Source organism: Providencia sp. PROV188, assembly GCF_027595165.1.
Lineage (GTDB): Bacteria > Pseudomonadota > Gammaproteobacteria > Enterobacterales > Enterobacteriaceae > Providencia > Providencia lanzhouensis.
The window spans coordinates 2,455,907-2,476,045 of sequence record NZ_CP097291.1 but is presented as its reverse complement, the minus strand read 5'-3'; the positions used below and the strand labels follow the sequence as shown (position 1 = coordinate 2,476,045).

The 20,139-nt window shown below is 44.9% G+C and carries 14 protein-coding genes; all 14 read left to right on the top strand.

Going from position 1 to position 20,139, the window contains the following annotated elements; all coding sequences use genetic code 11:
* Positions 1-2 precede the first annotated feature (2 nt).
* Complete coding sequence (gene fdx, locus M5X66_RS11335) at positions 3-338, top strand: ISC system 2Fe-2S type ferredoxin (protein WP_036949488.1); 336 nt, start codon at positions 3-5, stop codon at positions 336-338.
* 261 nt (positions 339-599) lie between these two features.
* Positions 600-800 carry a Fe-S cluster assembly protein IscX gene (gene iscX / locus M5X66_RS11330; protein ID WP_006661301.1) on the top strand — a complete coding sequence of 67 codons (201 nt, stop codon included), beginning with the start codon at positions 600-602 and terminating at the stop codon, positions 798-800.
* Between the two features lie 243 nt (positions 801-1,043).
* Positions 1,044-2,339, top strand: a complete 1,296-nt coding sequence (gene pepB, locus M5X66_RS11325) for an aminopeptidase PepB (protein ID WP_154602673.1) — start codon at positions 1,044-1,046, stop codon at positions 2,337-2,339.
* A gap of 113 nt (positions 2,340-2,452) precedes the next feature.
* A complete protein-coding gene (locus M5X66_RS11320) occupies positions 2,453-2,905 on the top strand; it encodes an enhanced serine sensitivity protein SseB C-terminal domain-containing protein (RefSeq protein ID WP_036949492.1) in 453 nt (150 codons plus the stop codon).
* 240 nt (positions 2,906-3,145) lie between these two features.
* On the top strand, positions 3,146-8,185 hold the full coding sequence (locus tag M5X66_RS11315) for an alpha-2-macroglobulin family protein (protein WP_036949493.1): 5,040 nt from the start codon (positions 3,146-3,148) through the stop codon (positions 8,183-8,185).
* Positions 8,186-8,297: 112 nt separating this feature from the next.
* On the top strand, positions 8,298-10,619 hold the full coding sequence (pbpC, locus tag M5X66_RS11310) for a peptidoglycan glycosyltransferase PbpC (protein ID WP_154600227.1): 2,322 nt from the start codon (positions 8,298-8,300) through the stop codon (positions 10,617-10,619).
* Between the two features lie 288 nt (positions 10,620-10,907).
* Positions 10,908-11,333: a nucleoside-diphosphate kinase gene (ndk, locus tag M5X66_RS11305; protein ID WP_036949497.1), complete on the top strand. Its 426-nt coding sequence runs from the start codon at positions 10,908-10,910 to the stop codon at positions 11,331-11,333.
* A 225-nt stretch (positions 11,334-11,558) separates the two neighbouring features.
* Positions 11,559-12,704: a bifunctional tRNA (adenosine(37)-C2)-methyltransferase TrmG/ribosomal RNA large subunit methyltransferase RlmN gene (locus tag M5X66_RS11300; protein WP_410431076.1), complete on the top strand. Its 1,146-nt coding sequence runs from the start codon at positions 11,559-11,561 to the stop codon at positions 12,702-12,704.
* Between the two features lie 199 nt (positions 12,705-12,903).
* Complete coding sequence (gene rodZ, locus M5X66_RS11295; RefSeq protein WP_270103536.1) at positions 12,904-13,872, top strand: cytoskeleton protein RodZ; 969 nt, start codon at positions 12,904-12,906, stop codon at positions 13,870-13,872.
* A gap of 178 nt (positions 13,873-14,050) precedes the next feature.
* Entirely contained in the window at positions 14,051-15,172 is a 1,122-nt protein-coding gene (gene ispG, locus M5X66_RS11290; protein ID WP_036949502.1) for a flavodoxin-dependent (E)-4-hydroxy-3-methylbut-2-enyl-diphosphate synthase, read from the top strand.
* Between the two features lie 213 nt (positions 15,173-15,385).
* Positions 15,386-16,663, top strand: a complete 1,278-nt coding sequence (gene hisS / locus M5X66_RS11285; protein ID WP_036949504.1) for a histidine--tRNA ligase — start codon at positions 15,386-15,388, stop codon at positions 16,661-16,663.
* 10 nt (positions 16,664-16,673) lie between these two features.
* On the top strand, positions 16,674-17,297 hold the full coding sequence (locus M5X66_RS11280; RefSeq protein WP_036949506.1) for a YfgM family protein: 624 nt from the start codon (positions 16,674-16,676) through the stop codon (positions 17,295-17,297).
* A gap of 21 nt (positions 17,298-17,318) precedes the next feature.
* Positions 17,319-18,491 carry an outer membrane protein assembly factor BamB gene (gene bamB / locus M5X66_RS11275; protein WP_036949508.1) on the top strand — a complete coding sequence of 391 codons (1,173 nt, stop codon included), beginning with the start codon at positions 17,319-17,321 and terminating at the stop codon, positions 18,489-18,491.
* 128 nt (positions 18,492-18,619) lie between these two features.
* The gene (gene der / locus M5X66_RS11270) at positions 18,620-20,098 is read left to right on the top strand and encodes a ribosome biogenesis GTPase Der (protein WP_036949510.1); all 1,479 of its coding nucleotides are present in this window, start codon (positions 18,620-18,622) and stop codon (positions 20,096-20,098) included.
* The last annotated feature ends 41 nt before the right edge of the window (positions 20,099-20,139 follow it).

The following is a 20,139-nucleotide window of genomic DNA, read 5'->3' as shown; positions in this document are numbered from 1 at the left end:
TTATGCCTAAAATCGTTTTTTTACCTCATAGTACGTTATGTCCGGAAGGTGCTGTAGTCGAAGCGCAAGAGGGCGAATCTATTTTAGACGTAGCACTGCGCAATGGAATTGAAATCGACCATGCCTGCGAAAAATCCTGTGCATGTACAACCTGTCACTGCATCGTTCGTGAAGGCTTTGACTCTCTCGAAGAAAGCAGCGAACTCGAAGATGACATGCTAGACAAAGCCTGGGGCCTAGAGCCAGAAAGCCGTTTAAGCTGTCAAGCACGTGTTGCGGATGAAGACCTCGTTGTGGATATTCCGAAGTATACGATTAACCACGCTCGCGAGCACTGATGCTCGTCATATTTCGCACTGTAGCGTTGTTAGCTGCATTCGTTAACCCTAGTCACATACTTGTGTATGTTTCTAGGGATTAACTCCTTTGTCGCCTAGGCCCGTCATAGTTCGCACTGTAGCGTGTTGGCTGCATTCGTTAACCCTAGTCACATACTTGTGTATGCTCCTAGGGATTAACTATTTTGCCGCCTAGCTACAGCACGAACTATTTAGAGCGGTATAATCCCAAAAACTGACTTTGTATAATTTGGAAAAAATATGAGCCTAAAATGGACAAACAGTCGTGAAATCGGTGAAGCGCTCTATGATGCTTACCCGGATACAGACCCAAAAACCGTGCGTTTCACGGATATGCATCAATGGATCTGCGACTTAGAAGATTTTGAGGATGACCCGCAAAAATCTAACGAAAAAATCCTCGAAGCTATTCTATTAGTCTGGCTGGACGAGTACGAATAAGTTTCGTGGATAAAAAACCGGATAGCGCTGAATAGGTTGCATCCGGTTTTTTTTCGTCTGTAACAGACTGCATAAGAAATTAAAATGATTCAAAAGAACCTATTAGTCTGATAGAAACTAAACTCAATAACGTTGCCATTTTTAGGGTATAGTTGGCGAATTAGCAAAGATTGATAGCAGAAAGTGATAAGCTAAATTCAAGATCCCGCAATAATCAACTTAGTGGATAAAGTGAGAAGAATAATGACCAAACAAATTATGCCAGTCATGATTACATGCGAACCTGCGGCACCATGCTGGGGTGAAGGCGCTCTATTAAGTTCAAACGATAAAGGCATGACTATCCACCTTAAGCATCCGGGTAAGCTGTGTGCTGTACAAAGTGCTGGTCGTAAGTTAGATAGCCAAGGCATTCGCAATGTTTCATTAACAGGCGAAGGTTGGGACTTAGAAAAAAGTTGGGCATTTTGGCAAGGTTTCCGCGCACCAAAAGGGGCGAGAACTATCGAATGGCCAGCATTGCAAGAAGCGGATCGCAAAGAATTAGAACAGCGCATCAATACCATTGATTGGGTTCGCGATATTATCAATGCGCCAGCAGAAGAATTAGGTCCAGAGCAACTGGCTCAACGTTCAATCGATTTACTGTGCAAAGTAGGCGCTCAAGATATCAGCTACCGCATTGTCAAAGGCGATGACCTATTAGAGCAAGGTTATGCAGGTATTCATACTGTGGGTCGTGGGTCTAGCCGTCCTCCAGTATTGCTGGCATTGGATTACAACCCAGGTAAAGATGAGAAAGCGCCTGTATTCGCCTGTTTAGTCGGTAAAGGCATTACCTTCGATTCAGGGGGTTATAGCATTAAGCCATCTGCTTCAATGAACTCAATGAAAGCAGATATGGGCGGCGCAGCAACATTAGTGGGTTCTTTAGCGCTGGCGATCACGCGTGGTTTAAACAAACGCGTAAAATTATTCCTGTGTATCGCGGACAACATGGTTAGCGGCAATGCCTTTAAATTAGGGGATATTATCCGTTATCGTAATGGCAAATCTGTTGAAATCATGAACACAGATGCTGAAGGGCGTTTAGTCTTAGCGGATGGTTTAATTGATGCAAGCAAAGAGAAACCAACGTTATTAATCGATGCGGCAACCTTAACTGGGGCTGCGAAAACAGCTGTGGGTAATGACTACCACTCGGTACTGAGCTTTGATGACAAATTAGTGGCAGAATTAATGTCAGCATCAGATGAAGAGTTCGAGTTATTCTGGCGCTTACCATTAGCTGAATTCCATCGTCAACAACTGCCTTCTGGTTTTGCTGACCTGAACAATATTGCAGCGCCTTCGCATACTGCGGGTGCAAGCACTGCGGCAGCCTTCTTGTCTCACTTTGTTGAAAATTATCGTCAAAACTGGGTACATATCGATTGTTCAGCAACTTACCGTAAATCGCCAGTGAGCTTATGGGCTGAAGGGGCAACCGGTATTGGTGTGAGAACATTAGCTAACTTACTTCTCAAAAAATCAAAATAATTCGCGTTATAATGAAATCGCAGTGGTGCAGTCAATGCAGCCTGCGATTTTTTCTTTAACATGAATGGTTTTTGAATTTAGACGATATTATTTTTGGTTGTAGAGGATATTGAATGACGCAACAATCCCAAAACCTAACAACAGACTCGCAATCCGATGTTCAGTTTACTGAACTCACGGTGCCAGAAGGCTCTTCATTAAAATTAAGCGTTCTCGAACAAGAACCTGAAGAATTGACAGCGGCGCTCAGTGAATTTTTTAAACAACATAAAGTCGTACGACGCGCGTTTATTGTTTCGGTCCAAGAAGCAGAAGATGAACAGTTTGATGATATTTTGATGATAGCGTTGGAATTTGTTCCAGGCGCAGAAAATATCGATGAAATTATTCAAGAAGCTGGCGCAACCGCATGCGAATATATCGATGAGGATGAATCCATTGATTTTTGCATCGTTAACGAAGACGAAAAAGGGTTAAGCCACTTTATTACCCAGCACGTTGCGCCATTTTATCAACGCCGCTTAGGCAGCTTTTTGCGCGACAGTATTCCCATCAAAAATACCTAATTCTCTCCTTACTCAAAATAAAGACCGGACTTCTCCGCGTCTTTATTTTTTCATGCTGTTTTTTCCGTTTTGTCTGATAGGTGTTGGTGTTACATTCTGTTAAATTATGTATTCAATTAATGCGCATACTTATTATTGCGGATTACACACTAAGCTCAATCATCGCAACGTATTTAAGTTCAAGGATTTTCTTGGGCTTCATGAACATAATAAATTAACTTAATAAGGGATGGGGCGGTAATGAAACAACAATCAAGTTGGACTTCATTGGCGGGTCTAAAAACGAAAAAGCGTTATGTAGCATTAGCCTTAGCGTCCGTTATGGCATTAGCGGGCTGCGATAATACTGACGATACCACGAAAAAAGAGGGTAATGTCTCAACCTCAGCGGCAGAAACGAGTACCAAAACGGCGCCCGTTGCAGAACAAAAACAGGCTGCGCCTAAGCTTTCCAATGACGAGTTAGCGAAGAAATATGCCGGGAAAGATCTGGAAATTTTGGATGCCTCGGAATTGCAGCTAGATGGTGCAAGCGCCATGGTCGTGACATTCTCGGTGCCTTTACAACCAAATCAAAACTTTGGTCAATATTTGAATCTGGTGGATGTGAAATCAGGCAAGCTGGATGGAGATTGGGAGTTATCTGATAACCAGATGGAATTACGCTTCCGCCATTTACCGCCATCGAAAGAATTAAACCTTTCGGTTAATCCGGGAGTGAAAGCGGTCAACGAACGTACCATCAACAACAGCTTTGAGAAGAAATTCCAAACGGCGCAAATTATTCCAACCGTTGGGTTCGCAAGTAAAGGCTCTTTACTGCCAAGCAAAGTTGCCCAAGGCTTGCCTGTCATCGCGCTGAACGTGGATAAAATCGACGTAAATTTCTTCCGTGTCGATGAAAAACAATTACCGCAATTCCTCGCGATGTGGCAATACCGCAGTAACTATGAATATTGGTATTCCGATGAATTCCTCGACAAAGTCGAATTAGCCTATACCGGGCGTTTCGATTTAAACCCAGATAAAAACACCCGCCAATCCATTCTGTTGCCATTAAAAGATATCAAAGAGTTGCAACAAGATGGCGTTTATTTAGCGATCATGCAAAAAGCGGGTAGCTACAGTTATCAATTCCCTGCGACAGTCTTTACGCTTAGTGATATCGGCGTGTCATTACATAGCTACCATGATCGTGTGGATATTTTCACCCAATCATTAGCCAAAGGTTCGGCGATTAAAGGCGTCGAGCTGCGGATTTTGGATGAAAAAGGTCAATTAGTGACCAAAGGCACGACTGATGGTGACGGTCATGCTCAGTTAGACAAACTGGCTGGCGGCAAATTATTACTGGCAACCCACGAAGGGCAAACCAGTATGATTGACTTGACTCAACCCGCATTAGACCTGTCTGAGTTTGATATTTCAGGTCCTTCAGGCTATGCAAAACAGTTCTTTGTGTTCGGTCCTCGTGATTTATATCGTCCGGGCGAATTACTGCTAGTGAATGGTTTACTGCGTGATGGTGATGGTCAGCCAGTGAAATCTCAGCCAGTCAAAGTGGATGTCTTAAAGACGGATGGTCAGGTCTACAAGAGCTTTGTATGGCAAGGGGATGAAAAACAAGATGGTTTGTATCAGTATCAGCTAGAGATCCCGAAAAATGCTGAAACGGGTGGTTGGTCGCTGCGTTTTGATTTAGGTGATGGTTCACCACTGCGTTATTACAAATTCAATGTTGAAGATTTTATGCCAGAGCGTATGGCGCTGGATATTACAGGTAGTGAAAAGCCAGTATTAAGTTCGCAGCCCGTTGACTTTGACATTAAAGGTCGTTACCTCTACGGCGCCCCAGCAGCGGATAATCAGTTGCAAGGTCAAGTGTTGCTGAAAGCTAATCGTGAAGCGGTTGCGAAATTGCCAGGCTTTGAATTCGGTGCGACGAATGAAGAAGGCTTACCGCGTAAGCTGGATGAGTTTGACTTAACCTTAGATGGTAGCGGTGAAACCGTGATCTCCTTACCGCAAAGCAACTGGGAATCAACGCGCTCTCCAATTACAGCAGTTCTGCAAGCTAGCTTATTAGAAGCAGGCGGTCGTCCTGTGACTCGCCGTGCTGAGCAAGCGATTTGGCCAGCGAAAAAATTAGTGGGTATTCGTCCTCTCTTTGAGAAAAAAGAGATCTACGATTACCGTACAGACCGCTACGCGAAGCGTTATAACGTCGATGAAAATTCATTAGCTGAGTTTGAAATTGTCATGTCAGATATGGCAGGGCACAAACTGGCAGCGGAAAACCTGACTGCGCGTTTAGTGTATGAGCGTCGCGATTACTACTGGAGCTGGTCAGAAAGCGGTGGTTGGGTTTCTAACTACGATCAGAAAGATCTCGTGGTGGCGAATGAAAATATTTCTATCGCCAAAGATGGCACCGCGAAGATCTCATTCCCAGTGGATTGGGGCTCATTCCGTTTAGAAATTACCAACCCTGAAAATGAGTTAGTCAGCAGCATTCAATTCTGGGCAGGCTTCTCTTGGCAAGATAATACCGGAGGCAGCGGTTCCGTTCGCCCTGACCAAGTGAAATTAAGCTTGAACAAGCCAGCATACTTACCGGGTGAAAAAGCCAAAGTCCGTATCGAAGCGCCAAAAGCAGGTAAAGGTTACATTCTGCTTGAATCGAGCAGCGCGCCATTATGGTGGCAGGAAATTGATGTTCCAGCGGGCGGGTTAGATGTGGAAGTGCCGGTGAATAAAGAGTGGGCGCGCCATGATTTATATATCTCTGCGGTGGTTGTTCGCCCAGGAGATGACTCCAAAGAGGCGACCGTTAAACGCGCTGTTGGGGTATTGCATCTGCCGCTAGCTGATGAAAATCGTAAGATTTCACTGGCGCTGAACGCACCGACAAAAATGCGTCCAAATGAAGATCTGAAAGTGAAGATCAAAGCTACTGCTCAAGATGGCAAGCCACTGCCTGAAAAAGTGAACGTGTTGCTGTCTGCGGTGGATACGGGCGTCCTGAATATCACCGATTTCAAAACACCAGACCCATACGATGCTTTCTTTGGGCGTAAACGCTACAGCGTTGACCAATATGATGTGTATGGTCACTTAATTGAAGGTCAAGGTAAGTTAGCCAACCTGCGCTTTGGTGGTGATGGTGAAGATGCAGCGCTGGAGCGTGGTGGCATGAAGCCTCTGACAGAGGTACAAATCATTGCGGAACAAGCGCAACCTGTCATCTTAGACAAAAATGGCGAAGGCGAAATTACGCTGGCAATTCCTGATTTTAATGGCGAATTGCGTTTAATGGCACAAGCATGGAACCAAAAAGATTTTGGTCATGCAGACAGTAAGGTCGTTGTTGCGGCACCATTAGTGACGCAAATGTCGATGCCTCGATTTATGGCGGGTGGCGATAAATCTTACTTCGCGTTAGATCTTACCAATATGACCGACAACACGCAGAATGTGACCGTCACATTTAAAGCATCGGGCATGGTGAAATTAGACGGTGCACCAACTCGTGATATTGAACTGACCAAAGGCAAACGTACCACAGTGACATTGCCAGTCAGTGCTGATTATGGCTTTGGTGAAGGCGAAGTCTCCATGACTATCAACGGCGTAAAAGTCGAAGGGGAAGCGGAGAAAGAGTACAAAAACAGTTGGAAAGTTGGCGTGCGTCCAGCACAACCAGCCGAAACCGTGGCATTTGCTACCGCGATCGAACCGGGTGAAATTTGGTCATTACCAACCAACGATTTTGCTTATTTACAGCAAGATACGCTGGAAGGGCAAGTGCTGTTAACGAGCCGTCCGCCGCTGCAAATTGCACGCTATATTCGTGAGCTGTTTGCGTATCCATACGGCTGTTTAGAACAAACAGTGAGCGGGCTGTATCCGTCACTGTTCTCGACACAAGCTGAACTGCAAAAACTGGGTATTAATTCACAAACTGACGCAGATCGCCATAAAGCGATTGAGTTAGGCATCCCGCACTTACTGAGCATGCAGCGTGATGACGGTAGCTTCTCTCTATGGGATAAAATGGGGCGTGAAGAGTATTGGTTAACTGCGTATGCGACGGATTTCTTAAACAAAGCGAACCAACGTGGTTTCTCCGTACCGCAAAGTGCATTGAATAACGCTAACGCACGCCTGTTAAGTTACCTGCAAGATGGTAGTCAAGTGAGTTATCCGTACACGGATCAGCCAGACGCATCCCGTTTTGCGATCCAAGCCTATGCGGGCTTAGTGCTAGCAACTCAGCAAAAAGCACCATTAGGGGCACTGCGTCAAATCTATGGTCAAGCTAACAATGCGACCAGCGGTTTAGCGTTAGTTCAACTGGGTGTTGCATTAAACCTGATGGGTGATAAAGCGCGTGGTGAAAGTGCCATTATTGATGGTATGAAGAAACAAAGTGCACGTTACAGCAGTATTGGTGATTACGGCTCAGCTATCCGTGATGATGCGATGATCGTGGCATTACTGAATGAATATAACTTAATGCCAAAATCTCGTGACCAAAAATTGCAAACGCTGTCTAACAATCTGACTTCGCAGAAGTATTTCTCGACTCAAGAGAGCAATGCCCTGTACTTAGCGGGTCGTTTCTATGCCAATGAGACAGAAACACCATGGAAAGCGCTAGTGAATGGTCAAGAGCCTCCATTGGTTTCAGATAAACCAGTGAGTGAGTTCTTAACTAAACAACAGCTAGTGAATGGTTATAGTGTTGAAAACAGCGGTACCAGCACACTGTATACTCGTTTGAATGTTGTCGGCTATCCGATGCGTTCACCGAAGCCATATTCAAATGTGCTGGATATCAAACGCAGTTACTACGATATGAAAGGCAACCGTATTTCAATCGATAGATTAAGAAGCGGCGAAATGGTAGTGGTGAAGTTGGAAGTGAATGCCAACCAAACTGTCCCTGATGCATTGGTGGTGGATTTATTACCTGCGGGCTTAGAGTTGGAAAACCAAAACTTAGCCAATAGCAGCGCTAACCTCAGTGAATCAGCGCCAAATCTGCAAGAGATGATTGATGATATGCAGCAATCGCAAATTCGTCACATGGAATACCGTGATGACCGTTTTGTGGCGGCAGTGGAAGTTCAGCAATATCGTCCAACCACACTGGTTTACTTAGCTCGCGCGGTTACGCCGGGTGTGTATAACAAACCAGTGCCACAGGTGGAATCCATGTATGTGCCAGAATGGCGTGCAACGGGTTACTCCGATGGTCAGTTGGAAGTGGTTCGTTAATTAATATTAAATTAGAGAATCATTGAATTAGATGAAGATAAAGAGGGAAGCGTGTGTTTCCCTCTTTTTTTAGTATCATAAAAACAAATAATAACTCTCGGTATATTGACGAATGAAGAGATGGCTACGTCGCATTGGGTGGACGCTACTGGTTTTGGTCGTGGTATTGCCACTGGCCTTTTTAGCAGCAGATAAAATTTGGCCTTTGCCAATCAAGCAGATTGAAATGGCACGCACGGTCGTCGCGGGGGATGGGACTCCGTTATGGCGTTTTGCCGATAAAGAAGGTATTTGGCGTTTCCCTGTTAAGTTGGACGAGGTTTCGCCGGAATATATTGACGCGTTATTAACCTATGAAGATCGCCATTTTTACCAGCATCCGGGGGTTAACCCATTTTCGTTAATGCGGGCGGCAGGGCAGTTAGTGAGCTCAGGACGCATTGTCTCTGGGGGCAGTACCATCTCAATGCAGGTGGCAAGGCTGATTGACCCACATGAGCGCACGTTTGGTGGCAAACTCAAACAGTTATGGCGTACTGCACAGCTGGAATATCACTATTCTAAAGATGAAATCCTCGAAATGTATCTTAACCGAGCACCTTATGGGGGGACGATTGAGGGCATAGGTGCTGCCAGCTGGGTCTATTTGAATAAATCCCCTGCAAAATTGACCGCAAGTGAAGCGGCATTGTTTGCGGTTTTACCACAAGCGCCAAGCCGTTTAAGACCTGACAGATACCCAGAACGGGCGCAAGCAGCACGAGATAAAGTACTCGACAGACTGGCTGAATACCAAGTTTGGAGCACTGAAAAAGTCAATGAAATCAAGCAAGAGCAAATCTGGCTTGCCCCACGTAAAAATCCGCATTTAGCACCATTACTGGCGCGTCGGATGGTCAAAGATTCCCAAGAATCCATCGTGGAAACTACCATTGATGCTAGCCTGCAAAAGCAGCTTGAAGATATGGCGATGAACTGGAAAAACCAATTACCTAAGCAAACTTCCTTAGGATTGCTGGTGGTTGATCACACGGATATGAGCGTGAAAGCGTATATCGGGTCGATTGATTTTCAGGATGATAGTCGCTTTGGTCATGTGGATATGATCAGTGCGTGGCGCTCACCGGGCTCAACACTCAAGCCATTTTTATATGCGCTGGCAATGGATGATGGTTTGATCCACGCCGAATCACTGTTGCAGGATGTTCCTCGTCGATTTAATGATTATCGTCCCGGTAACTTTGATAGCGGCTTTAATGGCCCTGTCAGTGTGAGTGATGCGTTAGTGCGCTCATTAAACTTGCCCGTTGTGCAACTGCTGGATGTCTATGGCAGTAAGCGTTTTGCGGCGCAATTACGTAATGTGGGCACAGAACTGCGTTTTCCAGTTGGCGGAGAACCTAACTTGTCGTTGATCCTCGGGGGAACGGCGGCACGAATGGAAGACTTAGTGTCAGCTTACAGTGCATTTGCTCGCCAAGGAGAAGTTTCTCCACTGCGTTATCGACCGACAGATGTTATCCGCGACCGCAAGTTAATGTCTCCGGGGGCCGCGTGGATTGTTCGCCGGATTATGGCAGGAGAAGCCCGCCCAGTCCCTGATGCTAATTTATCGGGACAGCCAAATCTTGCATGGAAAACAGGGACTAGTTACGGATACCGCGATGCTTGGGCTATTGGTGTGAACCCACGTTATACGATTGGTGTTTGGGTTGGGCGTCCTGATGCAACGCCAGTTGCAGGGCAGCTTGGCTATGCCACAGCAATTCCAATTATGAACCAAGTAAATAACATGCTGCTGACGCGAATTTATCAATCTCGAGAAGTGCTTCCGAAAGATTCAAGACCCGCGAGCGTTAGCCAAGCCGTGATCTGCTGGCCAGGGGGAACCTCATTACTGAAAGAAGATAGTAATTGTCGCCAGCGCCGTTTGAGCTGGATTTTAGATAATACGATTCCACCAACGCTAATGGCACGGGATCAAGAATCCTCTCTTGGACTCAGACAAAAAGTGTGGGTGAATGAGCAGGGGCTACAAGTTGCGCCAGATTGCCCAAATGCCCAAGAAAAAGAGATCCATTTATGGCCGATTACCGTAGAGTCGTGGTTGCCTGTAAGTGAAAAACGAATAAATCGACTGCCTAAGCCGGATGCCGTTTGTCCGCCGTTAAATCTTGAAATGCCACCATTATTAATTTCAGGTATCCGCGAAGGGGAGGTTCTCCAACGTTTACCCGGAAAAACCAGTTTAGACCTGCGTTTACTCACTCAAGGTGGACAAGGGCAAAAATGGTGGTTTTTAAACGGCGAGCAAGTGAACAATACCGAGCAAAATGGGGCAATTTTGCTGACGCTCGAAAAAAGTGGAAACTACCAAATATCTGTCTTAGATATGAGCGGACAGGTCACCGCTATCAACTTTAAGGTGAAGTAATAGCATAAAACGACGACTTAATTAAAAATCTAGCATTTTTTGCTATGAAAAGATTAACAAAATGTTGATGTGACTGTAGGAAATTGTAATCCAAGCCCCTATAATCAACGCCCTATTTTTCTGCTTCCTAACATCAGGAATAGAAACAATATAAAAAACTACAACAGGCACATATTCTTGGTTCTTCATATGCCCCTCTTGAAATTCTAGTGGAAACATTGGGTTAAATAAGAGAAACAAAGCAGAGAATAAAGAGTAAAAGTCAAGTCAATCGCTAAGAGGTTATTTATGGCTGTTCAACGTACATTTTCTATCATCAAACCAAACGCAGTTAAGAAAAACGTCATCGGTGCAATTTACAACCGTTTTGAAAGCGCAGGCTTCAAAATCGTTGCTGCTAAAATGATGCACCTGACTCGTGAACAAGCTGAAGGCTTCTACGCTGAGCACAAAGGTCGTCCTTTCTTTGATGGTCTGGTTGAATTCATGACTTCTGGTCCAATCATGTTACAAGTGTTAGAAGGCGAAAACGCAATCCAACGTCACCGTGACCTGATGGGCGCAACTAACCCAGACAACGCATTAGCAGGTACTTTACGTGCTGACTACGCGGACAGCTTCACTGAAAACGCAACTCACGGTTCAGATTCAGAAGAGTCTGCTGCACGTGAAATCGCATATTTCTTCACTGCTGACGAAATCTGCCCACGCTAAGGCGTTCTCAATAATGCATTAGCATTATTGTTATAATATTTGTACAATATGTCGCCCTGTTAATCATCGCGTTAACAGGGTGATTTATTTTTTAGTCGTCCCGACTAATCGCAATCTCAATTTACGTCGTGCTTTTCGCACTGCCGAAAGTGTAATAACGAGGCAAACTCAATGTCTGATATGACTACCAATGCACAATGTGCAACTCCTTCTGCTGTATCTGCTATGCCAGAAAAAAATGGGCAGCCAGAAAAAAGCGGTCAAAAAATTAACCTGCTCGATTTAAACCGCAAGCAGATGCGCGAATTTTTTGCTGAGCTCGGCGAAAAACCGTTCCGTGCAGACCAAGTTATGAAGTGGATTTACCACTATTGCTACGATGATTTCGAGCTAATGACCGATATCAACAAGGTGCTACGCGCGAAATTAACCGAAGTCGCTGAGATCCGAGCACCTGAAGTGGCTGATGAACAACGTTCATCCGATGGCACGATTAAGTGGGCTATTAAAGTCGGTGATCAACTGGTTGAAACGGTGTATATCCCTGAAGCTGATCGCGCAACACTGTGTGTTTCTTCTCAAGTTGGCTGTGCACTGGAATGTAAATTCTGTTCTACCGCGCAGCAAGGTTTTAACCGTAACTTACGCGTTTCTGAAATCATCGGGCAGGTTTGGCGTGCGGCTAAAATCATCGGTTCGTTGAAGTCTAGCGGCCGCCGTCCTATCACCAACGTGGTGATGATGGGGATGGGGGAGCCGTTATTGAATTTAAATAACGTGGTTCCTGCGATGGAAATCATGTTAGATGATTTTGGTTTCGGTCTATCAAAACGCCGCGTAACAATTTCCACCTCAGGCGTGGTTCCTGCACTGGATAAGTTAGGCGATATGATTGATGTTGCGCTGGCTATTTCTCTGCATGCACCAACGGACGATGTGCGTGATGACATCGTACCAATCAATAAGAAATATAATATCGAAACATTCTTAGCTAGTGTGAATCGTTATTTAACGAAATCCAATGCGAATGCGGGACGTGTCACGGTTGAATATGTGATGCTTGATCATATTAACGATAGCGTTGAACAAGCCCACCAACTCGCGGAATGTTTGAAAAACACACCAAGCAAAATCAACTTGATCCCATGGAACCCGTTCCCAGGAGCGCCATATGGTCGCAGCTCCAACAGCCGAATTGATAGATTCTCTAAGGTATTGATGGAATACGGTTTTACGACTATAGTTCGCAAGACTCGTGGTGATGATATTGATGCTGCATGTGGGCAACTGGCAGGGGATGTTATTGATAGGACGAAACGTACCTTGAAAAAACGCCTTGCTGGGGAACCTATCCAGGTAAAATCAGTCTGATATATAGATAATATCTAATCAGTGAGTTAGGTTATAATTCGGGGCGTTTTATGGTTAGGCAAAACGCCCTGGTTCGCCTACAATAATTAAAGCGGCATATCTTCTCTACTGTTGTTGGAAACTATGACGTAATCAGACGGGTAAAGTAGCGTAAAATCTGCTTTATATTTATTAAACTTGGAAATAGTGTTGCCAGCTAATGACTATCGAAAATAATACCGAACAAACTTCTATCACTGTAGGGCAATTATTATCCCGCGCTCGCGAGCGTATGGGACTAACGCAAGAAACAGTTGCGGAGCGACTGTGTCTTAAAGTGAGTACGGTAAAGGAAATAGAACAAGATATTCATCCTGCGGGCGTAGAGCCTACGTTTTTACGTGGTTACATTCGTTTGTATGCACGAATGGTTGGTATCCCTGAAAATGAAATTACGTCTCTGTTAAAAAGTGATGTTCCCGCACAGTCCCCGAATGTTTCCCCAATGCAAAGCTACTCATTAGGCAAAAAGCGTAAAAAACGCGAAGGTTGGCTAATGAAATTGACGTGGCTGATCGTGATTGTTTTAATTGCGATGATTGGCGTTTGGTGGTGGCAAGATCATAATGCTCAACAGAAAGATTTGTTGTCGATGGCTAACCAAAATGAAGCCTTGGTTCAACAAGATACTAGTGAACCCGTAAACAATATTGCGGTTGATATGCCACTTGCGACTGACAATAGCACTGTACAAACCGACCCACTGGTCGATCCTGCACCAGTATTGACGGACACCCAAACAGCAACGAATACCCAAACAGCAACGAATACAGATGCAGAAGGGGTGAGAACGATCCCGCTGCCAAATGCGCCGCAAACAACACCTTCTGTTGACAGAGCCCAAGCAGATGCTTCTCAAACAACGGATATGCCAGCCGCAACAGGTAATGGTTTAACGTTAAGTTTCTCTGGTCAATGTTGGTTAGAAATTCGTGACGCAAACAATAAAGTTTTATTTAGCGGCATGAAAAATAACGGCGACAAATTAGAACTTGATGGCGCACAACCTTACCGTTTAAATATCGGTGCGCCAGCCAATGTGACGGTGCAATTCCAAGGTAAAAACGTTGATTTAAGCCGCTTTATCAAAGCGAAACGTTCCGCGAAATTTAAGTTGCCAGAAGCATAAAAATATTACGAAATTAAAGAAGCAAACTATATCCTAAAACACTCTTTGTGATAGTTTATAGTTTGCTTTCTTGTGTATAGTGGGGCGCGTTAAAGCAATGACCATACACTATGCCATGATATTAAAGAGCGCCATGGTATTAAAATGAGCACATGGATGTTCGGAGAATTAAACAAAAATGCATAACGAATCACCAATCAAAAGACGCAAATCCACCCGTATTTATGTCGGTAATGTTCCTGTTGGCGACGGCGCACCTATCGCTGTTCAATCAATGACCAATACCCGTACAACCGATGTCGAAGCCACTGTTCGCCAAATTAAAGCCCTTGAACGTGTTGGGGTAGATATTGTGCGCGTATCAGTACCCACGATGGATGCCGCAGAAGCCTTTAAATTAATCAAACAGCAAGTTGATGTCCCTCTGGTCGCTGATATTCACTTTGACTACCGTATTGCCTTAAAAGTGGCAGAATATGGTGTTGATTGCTTGCGTATCAACCCGGGAAATATCGGTAGTGAAGAGCGAATTCGCCAAGTGGTTGACTGCGCTCGTCATTACAATATTCCTATTCGAATTGGGGTGAATGGCGGCTCGCTGGAAAAAGATATTCAAGAAAAATACGGTGAACCGACACCAGAAGCGTTGGTTGAATCAGCCATGCGCCATGTGGATATTTTGGATAGATTGAACTTTGATCAATTTAAAGTCAGTGTGAAAGCCTCTGATGTATTCCTTGCTGTGGGCTCATATCGTCTGCTTGCTCAAAAAATTGACCAACCACTTCATCTAGGTATTACTGAAGCGGGCGGTGCGCGCTCAGGTTCTGTGAAGTCAGCTATCGGTTTAGGTATGCTGCTCTCTGAAGGTATCGGGGATACACTGCGTATTTCGCTTGCTGCCGATCCTGTTGAAGAAGTGAAAGTAGGCTTTGATATTCTGAAGTCACTGCGTATTCGTTCCCGTGGTATCAACTTTATTGCTTGCCCAACATGTTCACGCCAAGAGTTTGACGTGATTGGCACGGTGAACGCGTTAGAGCAGCGACTTGAAGACATTATCACGCCAATGGATGTGTCTATCATCGGTTGTGTAGTGAATGGTCCTGGTGAAGCTGAAGTGTCCACATTGGGTGTCGCGGGTGCGAAAACCAAGAGTGGATTCTACGAAGATGGTATTCGTCAAAAAGAGCGTTTTGATAATGACAACATTATTGATCAGCTAGAAGCTAAAATTCGAGCCAAAGCGGCAATGCTAGACGAGAGCATGCGAATAAATGTTAATCAGATAGATAAATAATATTTAGAAACTGGCTCATCATGAGTCAGTTTTTTATTTATCACCGTGATTAGCAGTGTTAATCACGGTCATTTTTTCTTAAAATTACGCCATAGCGACCAAAATCAACAGATAATTCCCGATTCCACGGTGGTTTTGCAGTTTGTTGATTGAACCTGATGACATTTCGCTCTTATAATCGACCTTATGTAATTCTGAAAATAGAGAAATAAAGTGGGAAAAAATATCCAAGCCATCCGAGGCATGAATGACTACTTGCCAGCAGATACTCGAGTGTGGCAAAAAATCGAAGCAACATTGAAGAATATTTTACAGGGTTATGGTTTTAGCGAAATTCGTACCCCGATTGTAGAGCAGACCCCGTTATTTAAACGGGCGATTGGTGAAGTGACTGACGTTGTTGAAAAAGAGATGTATACCTTCAACGACCGTAACGAAGAGAGCCTCACACTGCGCCCAGAAAATACCGCAGGTTGTGTCCGTGCCGGTATTGAGCATGGTTTGCTGTACAATCAGGAACAGCGCTTATGGTATTTAGGGCCAATGTTCCGTTATGAGCGTCCACAGAAAGGCCGCTATCGCCAATTCCATCAGCTAGGTGCTGAGGTGTTTGGTCTGGCAGGTCCTGATATTGATGCGGAAGTGATCTTAATGACTGCCCGCTGGTGGCGTGCACTTGGGATCAGCGAGCATGTTACGCTGGAACTCAACTCAATCGGTTCATTAGAAGCTCGCGCAAACTACCGTGATGCGTTAGTCGCTTTCCTGGAACAGCACAAAGATAAGCTGGATGAAGATTGCAAACGTCGTATGTATAGCAATCCTCTGCGTGTGCTGGATTCTAAAAATCAAGACGTTCAAGCATTATTAAATGATGCGCCAGCGCTGTTTGATTATCTGGATGCGGAATCTCGCGAGCATTTTGATGGACTGTGCAAATTATTAGATAACGCGGGTATTAAATACCGTGTTAACCAACGCTTGGTGCGTGGTTTAGACTACTATAACCGCACTGTGTTTGAGTGGGTGACAACTGCGCTAGGTTCCCAAGGTACGGTCTGTGCGGGTGGACGTTATGATGGTCTAGTAGAACAACTGGGCGGTCGTGCAACACCTGCAGTTGGCTTTGCAATGGGTATGGAGCGTATGGTTCTGCTGGTTCAAGAAGTGAACCCAGAGTTCATCGCAGATACATCCGTTGCCGATGTGTATCTGGCTTCTTTTGGTGAAAATAGCCAACAAGCTGCATTGTTAGTTGCAGAAAAAGTGCGTGATGAACTGCCAACTCTGCGTTTAATGACTAACCACGGTGGCGGTAACTTTAAGAAGCAGCTCGCGCGTGCCGATAAGCAAGGGGCAAAAATTGCTCTGATCTTAGGTGAAGACGAAATCAATAATAGCCAAGTGACGTTGAAAGATTTACGTACTGGTGAGCAAGAAACTATTTCACAGCAACTAATGGCATCGCGTATCGCCACGCTGTTAGGTTAAGGAGAGACAAGTGGAAGTCTATACAAACGAACAAGATCAAGTTGAGGCGATCAAACGTTTTTTCGCTAACAACGGCGTTGCTTTAGTGGTTGGACTGGTTATTGGTGTCGGTGGTGTATTTGGTTGGAACTATTGGCAATCACACAAGTCGAATGTGTTGCAAGAAAGTGCAGCAAAATACGAGGCCGTCAATACTCAGTTACGTTCAGGTTCAGCGGAAGGTATTCAAGCTGCACAAAAATTTGCAGCAGAAACTAACGACGTTTACAGTTCAATGACTGGGCTGGAACTGGCGCAAGTTTTTGCTGATAAAGGCGATTTAGCAGGTGCTGAGAAAGCATTGACTGACGCATTAGCGAAAGCAAAAACCGCTGATTTGCAAGATGTGATTAACCTGCGTTTAGCGCGTATCCAACTTGCACTCGGTAATGCGGATGCGGCTATCGCCTCTGTTGCTAAGATCCAAGGTAAGTCATGGCAAGCTACGGCACAGGATGTCCGTGGGGATGCTTTACTCCATAAGGGTGATAAATCCGGCGCTAAAGCGGCATACACTCAGGGGTTAGAAAGTGAAGGTTCTCAATCACTCAGAGGTATTTTGACTCTGAAATTGAACAACGTATCTAATTCATAAGAAGAAAGGAAACGACACACTATGCAGTTGCGCAAAACTCTTTTGGTAGGCCTGGTTGCTTCAGCTTTACTTGCCGGTTGTTCCAGCGAAACTGATTCTATTGTGATGGCGCCATTACCACAGGTTGAGAATCAATTTACACCTTCTATTGTTTGGGATAAATCCGTCGGTAATGGTGTTGAGCAGTTCTATTCTGAACTTTCTCCTGTTTGGGATGGTTCAGCAATTTACGCTGCGGATCGTAAAGGCTTAGTTAAAGCGCTAGAACTTGATAGCGGTAAAGAACTGTGGTCTGTCGATTTATCAAAACGTACTGGTTTTCTTTCTGCCAATTTATCTGCGTTACTGTCTGGTGGCTTGACCATTTCTGATGACAAAATTTTCATCGGTACTGAGCGTGGTACAGTTATCGCGCTAAATAAAGAAAATGGTGAAGTGTTGTGGGATGTGGAAGTGGCAGGCGAAGCCTTGTCCAAGCCTGTCGTGAGTGGCGACATGGTGGTCATCCACACGAGCAATGGTCAATTACAAGCGCTGGATACAGCGACAGGCGCGATTAAGTGGACAGTGAATATGGATACCCCATCACTGTCATTACGCGGTGAGTCTGCGCCTGCGATTGCATTTGGTGCGGCTATCGTTGGTGGTGATAATGGTCGAGTGAGTGCCGTCCTGCTGTCTCAAGGTCAATTAATTTGGCAACAACGCATCTCTTTAGTCACCAGTTCAACAGAAATTGGTCGTCTGAACGATGTAGATATGACGCCTGTGATTGATGATGGCAAAGTGTACGCGATTGCTTATAACGGCACATTGGCGGCACTGGACATGCGTTCAGGTCAAATGTTATGGAAGCGTGATTTAGGCTCCATCAATGACATGGTGTTATCGGGTGATAACCTGTATTTAGTTGACCAAACTGACCGCGTGCTGGCTGTTCGTAAGAGCGACGGCGTGACATTATGGACTCAAGATCAGTTACTAAACCGTGGATTATCTGCGCCAGAAGTCTATAACGGCTATATTGTTGTGGGTGACAAAGAAGGTTATCTGCACTGGTTAGATACCAGCACAGGTGGCTTTGTGGCTCAAAATAAACTGAACAGTTCAGGGATCCACAGCCGCCCAGTCATTGCGAGTGATAAACTGATGGTTCAGACAAGAAACGGAACAGTTTACCTGTTAACACGTTAATTTTCTGACAAGCAGACAATTTATCGATAAAATAAACGGTTCCTGAATACAGGGGCCGTTTCGTTTTTTGTTTTCTGAGTTTAGCCTCAGAATTCTATTAGTTAATTAAAGTTGTGAGGCACTGAAGAATGATACCCGTCGTAGCGCTGGTTGGGCGTCCAAACGTAGGAAAATCCACGTTATTTAACCGATTAACCCGTACCCGTGACGCACTTGTAGCGGACTTTCCCGGTCTGACCCGTGATCGTAAATATGGTCGTGCAGAAGTTGAAGGGCACGAATTTATTATTATCGACACTGGTGGTATCGATGGTACTGAAGAGGGCGTAGAAACCCATATGGCGGCTCAGTCGCTTCAAGCGATTGAAGAAGCTGACGTTGTTCTTTTCATGGTAGATGCAAGAGCAGGCTTAATGCCAGCGGATGAAGGCATCGCTAAGCACTTACGCAGCCGCAAGAAAAAAACGTATTTAGTTGCCAACAAAACTGATGGTATTGATGCCAATATCGTTGTTGGTGATTTCTATTCACTGGGTCTTGGGGAAATTTACCCTATTGCTGCCTCTCATGGTCGTGGTGTCACTCAGTTAATTGAACACTCTTTAAAACCTTTTATTGAGGTTGAAGACGAAGAAATCGAACTTACTGACGAAGAAGCGAATGCTGCGTATTGGGCTGAGCTGGAAGCAGAAGGTGAATTCTCCGAAGACGAAGAAGATGATTTTGACCCGAGTACATTGCCAATAAAGCTGGCTATCGTAGGGCGCCCAAATGTGGGCAAATCGACCCTAACTAACCGTATTCTCGGTGAAGACCGTGTGGTCGTCTTTGATATGCCGGGTACCACCCGTGACAGTATTTATATCCCAATGGAGCGTGATGAGCGTGAATATATTCTCATCGATACCGCTGGGGTACGTAAGCGCGGTAAAGTGACTGAAACTGTAGAGAAATTCTCAGTGATCAAAACGCTGCAAGCGATTGAAGATGCTAACGTGGTCTTGCTGGTTATCGATGCTCGTGAAGGTATCTCTGACCAAGATTTATCGTTACTAGGATTCATTTTGAACGCAGGCCGTTCATTAGTGATTGCAGTGAATAAATGGGATGGCATGAAGCCTGAAGATCGCGAGCATGTCAAAGATATGCTGGAACTTCGTCTTGGCTTTGTAGATTTTGCCCGTATTCACTTTATCTCTGCGCTACATGGTAGCGGCGTGGGTAACTTGTTTGAATCTGTGCAAGAAGCGTATGAATCAGCGACTCGCCGGGTTGGTACTGCACTGTTAACACGTATTATGAAAATGGCGGAAGATGAACATCAGCCACCATTGATCCGTGGTCGCCGCGTGAAGATGAAATACGCGCATGCTGGTGGTCATAACCCACCAATCGTTGTGATCCACGGTAACCAAGTTTCTGATTTACCAGATAGCTATAAACGTTATTTAATGAACTATTTCCGTCGTTCATTAAATGTAATGGGAACGCCAATTCGTATTCTGTTTAAAGAGGGTGAAAACCCATATGCAGATAAGAAAAATAAACTGACACCAACCCAGTTACGTAAACGTAAGCGTCTGATGCAGCACTTGAAAAAACGCTAATCGCCAACTGTTAGCGCGATAAACAGACTAAAGCCGTAACC